This window comes from Streptomyces sp. NPDC014991, assembly GCF_043080665.1.
GTDB lineage: Bacteria > Actinomycetota > Actinomycetes > Streptomycetales > Streptomycetaceae > Streptomyces.
Genome location: NZ_JBIBVY010000003.1, coordinates 109,986 through 122,668, shown reverse-complemented (window position 1 = coordinate 122,668; position 12,683 = coordinate 109,986). Strand labels below are relative to the sequence as shown.

Genomic DNA, 12,683 nt, shown 5'->3' with positions numbered 1-12,683 from the left:
CGTACACTCCGCATCACTCCGGGTAGTTCCTTCCTATTGTTGGCATTGCCCGCGTTCGACTGGCAACTCGGGGAACATCGTCGTGAGAGCGGCACCGGTGTCGCCGCACGGGAGGGCGCGCACAGCCGTGGACTGGTTCAGCGCATCCGGCTACTGGCTGAGCCGGCTGGTCTTCCAGCGGGCTCTGGCCGCCGTGTACCTGGTCGCGTTCCTTTCGGCGGCCCTCCAGTTCCGGGCCCTGCTGGGTGAGCGCGGCATGCTGCCGATCCCCCGCTTCACGGCCCGGGTCCGCTTCCGGCGCGCCCCGAGCCTGTTCCAGCTGCACTACTCCGACCGGTTCTTCGCGGCCTGCGCGTGGACGGGCTGTGCGGTGTCGGTGGCCCTGCTCGCCGGGGCGGACTCCGCGGTGCCGCTGTGGGCGGGGATCCTGCTGTGGCTGGTGCCGTGGGCGCTGTATCTGTCGATCGTCAACGTGGGCCAGACGTGGTACGCGTTCGGCTGGGAGTCGCTGCTGCTGGAGACGGGCTTCCTGGCCGCGTTCCTCGGCAACGACGAGGTGGCGCCGCCCGTCGTCGTGCTGTTCCTGCTGCGCTGGATCCTGTTCCGGGTGGAGTTCGGCGCCGGGCTGATCAAGCTGCGCGGCGACGCGTGCTGGCGGCAGCTGACCTGTCTGTACTACCACCACGAGACGCAGCCGATGCCGGGGCCGCTGAGCTGGTTCTTCCACCATCTGCCGGGGCCCCTGCACCGGGCGGAGGCCGCCGCCAACCACGTCACCCAACTGGTCGTACCGTTCCTGCTCTTCACTCCGCAGCCGGTGGCCTCGGCCGCGGCGGCCCTGATGATCGTCACCCAGCTGTGGCTGGTGCTGTCCGGAAACTTCTCCTGGCTGAACTGGATCACGATCGTGCTGGCCCTGTCCGCGCTGTGGCTGCCGGCGTCCGCGCCGTCCGTGAGTCCGGCACCGCTGTGGTACGAGGTGCTGGTGCTCGCGGTCGCCGTGCTGCTGCTGTTCCTGAGCCACCGCCCGGTGGTGAACATGGTCTCCCGCCGCCAGGTCATGAACCGCTCATTCGACCCGCTGCACCTGGTGAACACGTACGGGGCGTTCGGCAGCGTCAGCCGGGTCCGTTACGAGGTGGTGGTCGAGGGCACGCTGGACGGCAGCCCGCGCGAGGACGCGGACTGGCGGGAGTACGCGTTCCGCGGCAAGCCCGGCGATCCGCGGCACTGGCCGCGCCAGTTCGCCCCGTACCATCTGCGCCTGGACTGGCTGATGTGGTTCGCGGCGCTGTCCCCCGGCTACGCCGGGGAGTGGTTCGGCGGCCTGGTGGAACGCCTGCTGGAGAACGACCGTGACACGCTCAGGCTGCTCCGCCGCTCCCCGTTCCCGCCGGACACCCCGCCCCGCTACGTCCGCGCCCGGCTGTTCCGGTACCGCTACACGAGCCTTCGGGAGTGGCGGGAGACGGGGGCGTGCTGGGAGCGGACGTACGTGCGGGAGTATCTGCCGCCCACGCGGCTGGCCGGGGCGGTGCGGAGCCCGTAGACGCGCCGTGCGGTGCCCCCGAAGAGCGCCGTGCGCTCCGCCTCCCCCAGCTCGGCGGTGAGCTCCCGGGTGAGGCGGTGCACTTCGCCGTACGGCCGCACCGGCGTGCACACCGGGCAGTCCGAGCCGGACATCAGCCGGCCGGGGCCGAAGGCGTCCAGGGCCGTGTCGGTGTACGGGCGCAGCGGTGACCGTCCGGACGAGAACGGTACGGTCGACTCCCGCGGCCCGGGCCTCGCGTTCGAGGCCGGCGGCGCCGAAGTTCCGCCGCAGCGGCCGGAGTCCGGGATGTGGAGCCAGTCCTGGTCGCGGACGGGCAGATCCCGGACGTGGTGGTGCGCGTCGACGGTGACGGCGGCTCCCGGACGTCGGACGGTTCGAAGCCGGCCTGAGCCAGAACGCTCGCCACGGCCGGGTGCGCGGCGCAGAAGGCCAGGGCGGCGCCGCGCAGGGTGATGCCGTGCCGCTCCGCCACCGCCTTCAGCCGCAGGGCGCGGTCCAGCAGGTCCTGTGACGCCGGCGTGTAGTTGTACGTCGACCTCGGGGTGGGATCGTCCAGCAGACCGGAGTTGAAGGGGCCGCCGATGACGACGGACACCCCGCGCCGGGCGGCCTCGGGCAGCAGCTCGGCCGCCGCGCTCTGGTCGAGCCGGGTGTAGCGGCCCGTCCCGCTCGCGCGAGGTGGGAAAACGGATGTCGTGGGTGTCGACCGCGGTGACGCGGGCAGGGGCGTGGGGCACGGAGGCCCTTTCCGGTGACGGTGGTGGCGGCTTGCGGTTCTCCGTAGGGGCGACGGCGAGCGGATTTATCAGACCACCGGGGTGGCAGAACAGCATCTTGCGGGGGAAAGAGCGCGGCGTCGGCGTGCAGTGGTCGGACCACTGGGCTGGCTAGACTGCGACGCACCCGGTGACTGGAGGACTGGCGTGGACGAGGCGGCCCCGCAGAAGGGCACGGTGACCCAGCGCGCCATCGACGAGATCAAGGCGATGATCGCCGAGGGCCGGCTGGAGCCGGGCCAGCGGCTGCCGACCGAGCGTGAACTCGCCGTCCGGCTGGGCATGTCGCGCAGCTCGACACGGGAGGCGATCCGCGCCCTGACGGTCCTCGGCGTCCTTCAGGCCCGCCACGGCTCGGGGATCTACGTCACCGCGCTGGAGGCCGGTGACCTGCTGGAGACCTTCGGGGTGGTCGCGGGCCTGTCCCGGGGGCCGCGGCTGGTGGAGCTGCTGGAGGTGCGCCGGAGCCTGGAGGCGACGGCGACCGCGCTGGCCGCCGCACGGATCACCGACGAGCAACTGATCGCGGTGGAGCAGCACTTGACGGCGATGAACGCCACCGAGGACCCCGAGGAGGTCCTCACCCACGATCTCGCCTTCCACCGCGAGATCGCCTCGGCCGCGGGCAACGAGACCATGGCCGCCCTCCTGGACGGCCTGTCCTCACGCACCTTCCGCGCCCGCGTCCGGCGCGGTCACCAGGAGGACGGCGCCCTCGCCCGCACCCGCCGCGAGCACGCCGCCATCCACCGCGCCCTCGCCGCCCGCGACCCGGAGGCGGCACGGGCGGCGGCCACGGCCCACGTCGGCGGGGTGGAGCAGTGGCTGCGCTCCCAGCTCGACGGCTGACCCCGCACGGGTCCCCGACGCGAACGGGCCGCAACCCGGCTCGCACGGCCGGCGTCGCACGGTCTCCCGTCAGCTCCTGCGCAGCCGCAGCGTCATCAGCTCGAACGGCCGCAGCCGTACGGTGATCCGCTCACCCTCGCGCACCGGGGGCCGTCCGTCACCGCCCGGCCGTTCCAGCAGGTCCGTCACCGTGACGTCCGCGACCCCGAAGCCCGCGGTGAGGGTGGCGCGGGCCCTGCCGCCGTGGGCCTCGTGGAAGCGGACGACGACGTCCCCGCTGCCGTCGTCGGCGAGTTTCACGGCCGTGACGACCACCGCGTCGTCATCCACCGTGACCAGTGGGGCGACCGCGCGGGCGCCCGTCGCGCGCCGTTCCGGCAGGTTGATCCGCCAGCCCTCGCGGACCGCGTCGGCGATCGAGGCGCCGGGGACCAGGGCGTGCCGGAACCGGTGGACGCCCTGGTCGGTCTCCGGGTCGGGGAAGTGCGGGGCGCGCAGCAGCGACACCCGGACCGTCGTCGTCGTACCGCGGTCACCGTCGGTGCGGACCGTGCGGGTCACGTCATGGCCGTACGTCGAGTCGTTGACGACCGCCACGCCCCAGCCGGGCTCCTCCAGGTGCACGAAGCGGTGGTTGCAGGCCTCGAACCTCGCCGCCTCCCAGGAGGTGTTGGTGTGCGTGGGACGGTGGACGTGCCCGAACTGCGTCTCGGCGGCGTAGCGTTCGGCACGCACGTCCAGCGGGAAGGCCAGCTTGAGGAACTTCTCCGTCTCGTGCCAGTCGACCTCGGTGTCGATGAGCAGCCGCCGCTCCCCCGGTGGCAGGGACAGCACCTGGGTGACGCGGGACGCGCCGAAGGTCCGCACGACCCGCACCGACGTCCCGTCCGGGCCGGCCGTGACCGACTCGGCGTCGGTGAGGTCGGTGACGGTGTTGCGGTAGAAGGCGTCGACGTCCCAGGCGTCCCACATGTTCGGGAAGTCCGGGTGCAGCTGGAGGAGGTTCGCGGCGGCTCCGGGGGCGATCGACTCGCGGTCGGCTCCGGGGTCGTGGGCGGAGACGATCAGCCCCCGGGCGTCGACGGCGATCCGCAGCAGGCCGTTGTCCAGGACGAACCCGCCGCCCTCGCGGGCTGCCGCCGTCGTGCCGCCGGTGACGGCCGGGGTGGCGCCGCCGCCCGCCGGGACGCCGTGGCGGGTGTGCGGGGCCGCGTTGAAGAGCAGCGGGAGGGTGCCGTCACCGGCCAGCGCACGCTGGGCGGACTCGATGACCGCGGTCAGCTCGGCGGCCAGACGTTCGTACGTCGCCCGGGCCTCGCGGTGCACCCAGGCGATGGACGAGCCGGGCAGGATGTCGTGGAACTGGTGCAGCAGGACCGTCTTCCAGATGCGGTCCAGTTCCTCGTACGGGTAGGGGAATCCGACGCGCACCGCGGCGGTCGCGGCCCACAGTTCGGCTTCGCGCAGCAGGTGTTCGCTGCGCCGGTTGCCCTGCTTGGTGCGGGCCTGGCTGGTGAGGGTGGCGCGGTGCAGTTCGAGGTACAGCTCGCCCACCCAGACGGGTGGTGCGGGGTACTCGGCCTCGGCCTTCTCGAAGAAGGCGCGCGGGGTCTCCCACGCGACGGTCGCGGAGCCTTCGAGGTCGCGCAGCCGGGCCGCCCTGGCGACCATCTCGCGGGTCGTGCCGCCCCCACCGTCGCCCCAGCCCGTGGGCGCGAGGGAGTGCCGGGCCCTGCCCTTCTCCTTGAAGTTGCGGGCCGCGTGGGCGATCTCGCCGCCCTTCATCGAGCAGGTGTAGGTGTCGACGGGCGGGAAGTGGGTGAAGATCCGGGTGCCGTCGATGCCCTCCCACCAGAACGTGTGATGGGGGAAGCTGTTCGTCTGCGACCAGGAGATCTTCTGCGTCAGCAGCCACCGGGAGCCGGCCGCCCTGATGATCTGCGGCAGGCCCGCGGCGAAGCCGAACGTGTCCGGCAGCCAGGCCTCCTGGTTCTCGATGCCGAACTCCTCGAGGAAGAACCGCTTGCCGTGCACGAACTGCCGGGCCATCGCCTCCGAGCCGGGCATGTTGGTGTCCGACTCCACCCACATCCCGCCGGCCGGCACGAACCGCCCCTGAGCCACCGCCTTCCTCACCCGCGCCCACACCTCGGGCCGGTGCTCCTTCACCCAGGCCCACTGCTGCGCCTGCGACATGGCGAACACGAACTCCGGCTCGTCCTCGACGAGCGCGGTCATGTTCGCCGTCGTACGGGCCACCTTGCGGACGGTTTCCCGCAGCGGCCACAGCCAGGCCGAGTCGATGTGCGCGTGCCCGACGGCGCTGATCCGGTGCGCGGACGGCACGGCGGGAGCGGACAGCACCCCGGTCAGTCGCGCCCGCGCCCGGCCGGCGGTGCCGTTCACGTCCTGGAGGTCGACGGCGTCCAGGGCCTGTTCGACCGCGCGCAGGATGTCCCAGCGGCGCGCGGCGTCCACGGGCAGCTCGGCCATCAGCTCACCGAGCACCTCCAGGTCCTGCACCAGCTGCCAGACGTCCTCGTCGAACACGGCGAGATCCATGCGGGTGAGCGTGTACTGCGGCTCGTGCCCGGCCGTTTCCTTGTCACCGAGCGGGGTGGGCCGGAAAGGGTGGTGGTCCAGGATGACCGGGTTGGAGGCGGCCTCGATGTGCAGGCGCACCTCCTCGCCGCCCGCGACGGGTGTGCCGACGCGCACCCACTGGTTGCGCGGGTTGAGGCCCTTGACCGGGGTGCCGTCGGGCCGGTGGACCAGGCCCTCGCACTGGAATCCGGGCATGTTCTCGTCGAAGCCCAGGTCCAGCAGCGCCTCGACGGTCCTCCCGGCCCACGCCATGGGCACGGTCCCGGTCACCCGGAACCAGCTGGTGCCCCACGGCGCACCCCAGCGGGCGCCCACCTCGATCGGCTCGGGTTCGGCGGCGAGGCCTTCCGCGACCGGCACGGGCTCGTCGGGCGCGTGCCACACCGCGACCTGGAGCGGCACGGATTCGGGATACACGGCAGGGCGGATGCGTTCGGCGAGGACACGCCCGAGGCGGGCCTCCACCAGAGTGCGGTCGTCATGCATGGCGGGATACTCCGTTGCTGCGTCGGATACCGGGGCTGCGCGGGTTACCGGGGGTGCGTGACGGCCGCGGGGGCCGACGAGGTCTACAGCTCCCCTACGGCGCGCCCTTCGAACCGTGCCGCCCGTTCTCCCGTACCGCCCGGCCGGAGGGAGGACCGGGCCGCGCCGAAGCGGAACGGGACCGCCGGCCGGTCCCGCGCGGCGGACGGTCGCCCCGCCCTCTCGACGCACGGCACCCCGAGCGGGCAGAGTTCTCCCTGCCCGACTTCCGTACCGATCAGTAACGAGGAGCGCCCGTGAGCAGCTGGGCCGGCCGGACCGCTGTCGAGATCGCCGCCGCCGTCCGCGAGAAGCGGGTCACGCCCCGCGAGGTGGTGGCCGATCACCTCGCCCGGATCGACCGGCTCGACGGCCGGGTCGGCGCGTTCCGGAAGGTCCGGGCGCAGGCGGCGCTCGCCGAGGCCGACGCCGTGGCCTCCCGCGACGACCTGGACCGACTGCCACTCGCGGGCGTGCCCCTGGCGGTCAAGGACAACCTGGCGGTGCGCGGCGAGTCCCACCGCGACGGCTCCGTCGCCACCCCGGACACCCCGGCCCCCGAGGACCATGTCACGGTGGCCCGGCTGCGGGCGGCCGGCGCGGTGGTGGTGGGCCTGACGAACGTGCCGGAGCTGTGCGTGTTCGGCACCACGGAGGGCCCGTTCGGCACCGCCCGCAATCCGTGGGACCTCTCCCGGACCGCGGGCGGCTCCTCCGGCGGCAGCGCGGCGGCGGTCGCCGCGGGCCTGGTGCCGCTGGCACTCGGCAACGACGGTATGGGCTCGCTGCGCATCCCGGCCGCGAACTGCGGGCTGGTCACGCTGAAGCCGGGGCTCGGCGTGGTGCCTGCGGGGATCGGCAACGGTGACTGGTTCGGCATGTCGGAGAACGGCCCGCTGGCCACGACGGTCGGGGATCTGCGGCTGATGCTGGCCGTCCTCGCGGACGCGGTCTTCGAGCGCCGGGAGGAGCGGACACCCCGGAGGATCGCCGCCGCCGTGCGCAGCCCGCTCGCCGGGGTGAGGGTCGGCCGGCCGTACACGACCGCGGTGCGGGAGGCCGCCGGCGTGCTGGCGCGGGCCGGGCACCAGGTGCGGCGGGCCGAACCGCCGTACCCGCTGTCCCTGGGGGTGACGGCACTCCAGCACTGGACGGCCGGGACGGCGGTGGACGCCGAGGGCCTGGACCGGGGGCGGCTGGCCCGCCGGACCCGGGTGCACGCGACCGTGGGCCGCCGCTTCGTCGGCCCGGTCCGCACCGGCGACGCCCGCGAGCGGCTGCGCGCCCGGATGACCCCCTTCCTCACCGCGTACGACGTCCTGCTCACCCCGGCGCTGGCCCGCCGCTCCCCGCAGGCCGGGCCGTGGCACGAACGCGGCTGGCTGCGCAACGTCCTCGTCAACACCGCCTGTTCACCGTTCACTCCGCCGTGGAACCTGACGGGCTGGCCCGCGATGTCCGTCCCGTTCGGCACCCTGCCGTCCGGTGCCCCGTGCGCCGTCCAGCTGGTGGGCCGCCCGGGCACGGAGGGCGTCCTGCTGGAGCTGGCGCAGGAGCTGGAGGAACTGAGCCCGTGGCAGCGGACGGCCCCCGTGCCGGACCGGCCGGAGCGGAGGGCGGCACCGGGGGCCGCGGCCGTCGAGGAGGGGCGGTGAGGGGGTGGTGCGGCGGGTTCAGTCCAGCGCCCGGTACATGATGTGCAGCCCGACCCGGCCGTACCGGGGGTGTTCGTACGCCTCCGGGACGGTGCCGAGGACGGTGAAGCCGAGGGAGATCCAGAGCCCGACGGCGGGGTTCGTCTCGACCACGGCGTTGAAGACCATCGCACGGTAGCCGTGGATCCTGGCCTCGGCCAGGACGTGCTCGGCGAGGGCACGGCCGGTGCCCCGGCCGGCGTGGTCCGGGTCGACCATGAACCCGGCGTTGGCCACGCGGGCGGCGGGACCGCCGTAGTTGGGGGTGAGGTAGGCGGAGCCGACCACGGTTCCGGCCGGGTCCTCGGCGACGTAGACCCGCTTGGCCGGGTTCATCCACAGGGCGCGGGCGGCTTCCTCGGTGGTGTCCGGGTCCCAGGTGTAGGTTTCGGCGCCGGCGACGATCCGGTGCCAGAAAGGCCAGATGAGCGGCCAGTCCGCGGCCACGGCTTCTCTGATCGGCATGGGCGTGAGTCTGGCACGCCCATGCGTGCGGCGATCGCGACGGGTCCGGCCCGGGGGTCAGTCCACGCTCGGCAGGATGTGGGGCTCGGCGAGGTCGTCCTCGTAACCCGCGAGGCGGATCGGGGCGGACCGGGCCCACACGTCCAGGCTGCCGAGTTCTCCGGGCCGCCGGCCCGCGCGCTCCGGGCGTTCCTTGGGGCGCTGTTCGCGATTCGTCTTCTCCGGTGTCACCGCGCACTCCTTATGTGTCGGTCACCCTCGGGGCGTACCGGACGGTCTGCGCTCCGGCGTTCGACGCCCGTTCGGGTCTGGATGGAAGGCCAGTTCGGACGCGGTGGCGCCGGTATCCCAAGACGGAGCAGGCCGTTGTCGGCCGGCTCGCCCCAGGACGGACGATGGGTGTGGGTGGGACCCCTTGATGCTGTCCGTCCACCCCAGATTAACCAAATGAGCAGCCATCCGCTCGATAGGGAGTGGAAACATGGTGTAACCAATACGCTTCGTCCGGCTCCCAATGCCCCTCAATATGAGGCTTTTTGGAACAAAGCGCATCACTCGTGCGACGCGGTCAATCACTCACTCGGCCTATATCGGTGAACGCGTCGCCGAGGCGGCCGGCGACCGCCCGTCCGGACCTGGCGCAGTTCAGGCGCCGTTGGCCGGGTGGCAAGCTCCCCATGATCTGCTGGCGCGGCAACGGGCCGGCTCGCGAGAGGACTGACGCATGGAGCTGCGCAGCGTCGAGGAGCTGATGGATCTGCTGTACGCCGGTCCGCACCGGCACGCGCTGCGGACCGCGGCGCTGCTGCGGCGCGCCCGTCCCGCCGACAAGGAGCTTCAGGTGGCGGCCCTGGTGCACGGCATCGGGCCGTTGCTGGGCCCGGGCGACGAGGCGGCGCGGGCCCGCGGGGCGGCCTGGGCGGTGCGCTCCCTGCTCGGGGAACGGGTGTACCGGCCGGCTGGTGCGCGGGGACGCGTCCCCCGCCGACGAGGACGTGCCGCGGCTGCGTCAGGCGGCCGAGGAGGCCCGGACGGCGGGCTTCGACGCCGGCGTACTGGAGGACTGGCGCACGGTGCTGGAACTCGTGGCGGCCCGGCACCCGCGGCCCGGCGCGGTCGACCGACGGCCGCCGTCCGGGCGACGGCCGTCGCGGTGACCGCCGTCACGGTGACCGCCGTCCGGGTGACGTGTTCCGGTGCCGGGCACGTCACCCGCGCCGGTCACCACTTACCGGGCGCGTAGTCCTTCATGAAGACGCCGTACAGGTCCTCGCCCGCCTCTCCGCGCACGATCGGGTCGTAGACGCGGGCGGCGCCGTCGACCAGGTCGAGGGGGGCGTGGAAGCCGGCCTCGGCAAGGCGCACCTTGTCCGGGTGCGGGCGCTCGTCGGTGATCCAGCCCGTGTCCACGGCCGTCATCAGGATGCCGTCCTTCTCGAACATCTCCTGGGCGCTGGTGCGCGTGAGCATGTTCAGGGCGGCCTTGGCCATGTTGGTGTGCGGGTGGCCGGCGCCCTTGTAACCGCGGTCGAAGACACCCTCCATGGCGGAGACGTTCACGATGTAGGTCCGGGGCGACTTCGACGCCGCCATCGCCGGGCGCAGGCGGCTGATGAGGATGAACGGGGCGGTGGAGTTGCAGAGCTGGACCTCGAGCAGCTCGACCGGGGTCACCTCCTCCACGGTCTGCACCCAGCTGTTCGTGTCGTGCAGGTCGGGCACCAGGCCGCCGGCGTCGATGGCCGTACCGGCCGCGATCCGATCCAGCGACGCCGAGCCGGAGACCAGCGCGAGACCGGTGACGTCCTCGGCGGTCAGCGCGCCGCCGCCGGCGACCGGCAGCTGGGCGACCGCGCCGGAGCCGAAGGTGCCGATCACCTCGGCGGCCGGGAGTTCACCGGCGGGCAGCGGGGCGGACTCGGCGGCGAGCAGCTCGCTGTACGCCTGCGGGGAACGCCGTACCGTCTGGGCCGCGTTGTTGATCAGGATGTCGAGCGGGCCCTCGGCGGTGACGGAGTCGGCGAGGGCGACGACCTGGGCGGGGTCGCGCAGGTCGATGCCGACGATCTTCAGCCGGTGGATCCACTCGTCGCTGTCGGGCTGGGCCTTGAATCGGCGGACGGCGTCCTTCGGGAAGCGCGTCGTGATCGTGGTGTGCGCGCCGTCGCGCAGCAGGCGCAGCGCGATGTACATGCCGATCTTGGCCCGGCCGCCGGTGAGCAGGGCGCGCTTGCCGGTGAGGTCGGCGCGGGCGTCCCGCCTGGCGCGGTTCTCGTCGGCGCACCGCTGGCAGAGCTGGTGGTAGAAGTAGTCGACCTCGACGTAGCGCTGCTTGCAGATGTAGCAGGAGCGCGGGCGCTGGAGTATGCCCGCGATCCGGCCCTCGTCGACCTTGGAGGAGGGCAGGACGCCCTCGGTCTCGTCGTCGATGCGCTCGGCGGAGCCGGTGGCGGTGGCTTCGGTGACGGCACGGTCGTGCGCGGTCTTGGCGGCCCGGCGCTCCTGGCGGCGGCGCTGCTTGACCGTGCGGTAGATGTGCGAGGTGGCCCGGCGCACCCTGATGGCGTCGGGGTGGTCGACGTCGAGCCGGTCCAGCTCCTCGAGCACGCTCAGGCAGACGGCCAGCCGCTCGGGGTCGACACCGGGGCCGTAGACCACTTCGTCCATGGAGGCGTCCGTGGGGACGTCCAGGGGGACCTCCATGGACGCGGACCCGTCCTCTGTCACCGTCATCGCGCTGCCGTTTCCCTGATCACCCGCGCGGCGCTCCGACTCGCGCCCGCTTTCGAACGGGAAATGTTACGGAGGCACGGCCCCAGCACCAAATGGCCCGCCCCCGGCTGCCGGCCGCGGGCCCGGGCCTCAGTGGCCGCAGACCCTCAGCAACGTCTCCAGCTCGGCCGACACCGCGTGGGCGAACCGGGTCAGATCCGGCACGGCCTCGGCGTCGGCGACCAGCCCGTAGTGCACGCGCCCCCGGTACGTCGAGATCGCCACCGCCAGCGCCTGTCCGGGCGGCAGCGGAGCCAGCGGGTACACCTCGGTCAGCTCGTGACCGCCGAGCCGCAGCCCGAGCCCGGGCAGCGGCACGCTGGTGACGAGGATGTCGAACCACAGCCGGGCCGCCTGGCCGAGCAGTGGCCCGCCGAGCCGGTGCCCGAGCGCGGGAACGTGGTCGGCGAGCAGCGCCACCGCGCCGGCGCCCCGGTTGGGGCCCGCGTCCTTGTTGCGGACCATCGCGGTGCGCACGGTGTCGAGACGGCCGAGCGGATCGGGGTCGTGGACCGGAAGCGGTATCAGGTACCCGGAGAGCCGGTTGCCCTGCGGATGCGCGGCGCGCGGCCGGCGCCGGGAGACGGGGATCAGCGCGCGGGGCGCCACCCCCTTGCTGTCGTCGCCGCGCTCGTCCAGCCAGCGGCGCAGGGCCCCGGCGACGACGGCGATGAGGACGTCGTTCACGGTGCCGCCGGCGCTCTTGCGCACCCGGTGCACGTCGTCGATGTCGAGGACGACCCCGGCGGTGCGGCGGGTGCCGCTGGGTGCGGAGGCCAGCGCGGAGGTCGGCCGCATGCCGAAGGTGGAGCGGGCCAGCGAGGCCCCGATGTCCAGCGCCCGCCCCACGTCGGACAGCGCGCCCTTGACCAGCTCGGGGACGAGTGCGGGCAGCCTGCGCACGTCGGACAGCAGGTCGTGCGGCGGCTCGACGGCGCGGGGCGCGCGCTCGGGCGGCTCAACGGGGTCGAGGATGCCGGCGGCGAGCTTCAGCGCGCGCAGTCCGTCGGCGAGGGCGTGGTGGAACTTGAACAGCACCGCGAAGGACACCCCGTCCGCGCCGGGCAGCACGTGCGCTTCCCAGGGCGGCCGGCCGCGCTCCAGCGGGCGCTCCATCAGCCGGCCCGCGGCGGCGTGGAAGTCGGGGGTCGGGGCGTGCAGCCGTACGTGGTCGAGCGGGTCGAAGTCCGGGGCGCTCTCGCGGGTGGCGCCGCCGAAGCCGAGCGGCTGCCAGACGTCGCGGATGCGCAGGCGCAGGCCCGGCACGGCGGCGGCGCGGGCGGCGAGCAGGTCGGCGGCGTGGGCGCCGGCGGTGGGCGAGTGCGCGGCGAAGAGGCCGAGCGCGCCGAGGTGCATGGGGTGCCGGTCGGACTCCATGTTCCAGAAAGCCAGATCGAGGGGGGCGAGCAGGTCGGGCGTCACGGGCTTTCCTCACGCGTCGGCGAC

The 12,683-nt window shown here is 73.4% G+C and carries 9 protein-coding genes and 2 pseudogenes; 4 read left to right on the top strand and 7 right to left on the bottom strand.

Annotation, left to right across the window (positions count from 1 at the left end; translation table 11 throughout):
* Nucleotides 1-127 precede the first annotated feature (127 nt).
* Nucleotides 128-1,549, top strand: coding sequence for a lipase maturation factor family protein (locus ACF1BE_RS07010; RefSeq protein ID WP_392197940.1), 1,422 nt, complete (start codon nt 128-130; stop codon nt 1,547-1,549).
* On the opposite strand, the gene ACF1BE_RS07005 is transcribed toward ACF1BE_RS07010, so the two are convergent.
* Together ACF1BE_RS07005 and ACF1BE_RS07000 are read right to left on the bottom strand one after the other, a co-directional pair.
* Nucleotides 1,441-1,683, bottom strand: coding sequence for an amidohydrolase family protein (locus ACF1BE_RS07005; protein ID WP_392197939.1), 243 nt, complete (start codon nt 1,681-1,683; stop codon nt 1,441-1,443). The genes ACF1BE_RS07010 and ACF1BE_RS07005 overlap by 109 nt on opposite strands.
* Nucleotides 1,684-1,934: 251 nt before the next feature.
* Nucleotides 1,935-2,213: pseudogene (locus ACF1BE_RS07000) on the bottom strand (aldo/keto reductase); the annotation flags it as partial.
* 262 nt (nt 2,214-2,475) lie between these two features.
* Between ACF1BE_RS07000 and ACF1BE_RS06995 the strand changes: the two are divergent.
* Nucleotides 2,476-3,177, top strand: coding sequence for a FadR/GntR family transcriptional regulator (locus tag ACF1BE_RS06995; RefSeq protein ID WP_392197938.1), 702 nt, complete (start codon nt 2,476-2,478; stop codon nt 3,175-3,177).
* A 69-nt stretch (nt 3,178-3,246) separates the two neighbouring features.
* Here ACF1BE_RS06995 and ACF1BE_RS06990 read toward each other — a convergent pair whose 3' ends face one another.
* Nucleotides 3,247-6,267 carry an alpha-mannosidase gene (locus ACF1BE_RS06990; protein ID WP_392197937.1) on the bottom strand — a complete coding sequence of 1,007 codons (3,021 nt, stop codon included), beginning with the start codon at nt 6,265-6,267 and terminating at the stop codon, nt 3,247-3,249.
* Between the two features lie 296 nt (nt 6,268-6,563).
* Between ACF1BE_RS06990 and ACF1BE_RS06985 the strand changes: the two genes are divergently transcribed.
* Nucleotides 6,564-7,961 carry an amidase gene (locus tag ACF1BE_RS06985; protein WP_392197936.1) on the top strand — a complete coding sequence of 466 codons (1,398 nt, stop codon included), beginning with the start codon at nt 6,564-6,566 and terminating at the stop codon, nt 7,959-7,961.
* Between the two features lie 18 nt (nt 7,962-7,979).
* Here ACF1BE_RS06985 and ACF1BE_RS06980 read toward each other — a convergent pair whose 3' ends face one another.
* Nucleotides 7,980-8,465 (bottom strand): GNAT family N-acetyltransferase, encoded by a 486-nt coding sequence (locus ACF1BE_RS06980; protein ID WP_392197935.1) that lies wholly within the window; start codon nt 8,463-8,465, stop codon nt 7,980-7,982.
* 57 nt (nt 8,466-8,522) lie between these two features.
* On the bottom strand, nt 8,523-8,696 hold the full coding sequence (locus ACF1BE_RS06975; protein ID WP_184826938.1) for a hypothetical protein: 174 nt from the start codon (nt 8,694-8,696) through the stop codon (nt 8,523-8,525).
* Between the two features lie 493 nt (nt 8,697-9,189).
* Between ACF1BE_RS06975 and ACF1BE_RS06970 the strand changes: the two are divergent.
* Nucleotides 9,190-9,622, top strand: a pseudogene (locus ACF1BE_RS06970) (hypothetical protein).
* A 64-nt stretch (nt 9,623-9,686) separates the two neighbouring features.
* On the opposite strand, the gene ACF1BE_RS06965 reads toward ACF1BE_RS06970, so the two are convergent.
* Together ACF1BE_RS06965 and ACF1BE_RS06960 are read right to left on the bottom strand one after the other, a co-directional pair.
* Complete coding sequence (locus ACF1BE_RS06965) at nt 9,687-11,198, bottom strand: SDR family NAD(P)-dependent oxidoreductase (RefSeq protein ID WP_392197934.1); 1,512 nt, start codon at nt 11,196-11,198, stop codon at nt 9,687-9,689.
* A 129-nt stretch (nt 11,199-11,327) separates the two neighbouring features.
* Nucleotides 11,328-12,659, bottom strand: coding sequence for a wax ester/triacylglycerol synthase family O-acyltransferase (locus ACF1BE_RS06960; protein WP_392197933.1), 1,332 nt, complete (start codon nt 12,657-12,659; stop codon nt 11,328-11,330).
* Between the last annotated feature and the right edge of the window lie 24 nt (nt 12,660-12,683).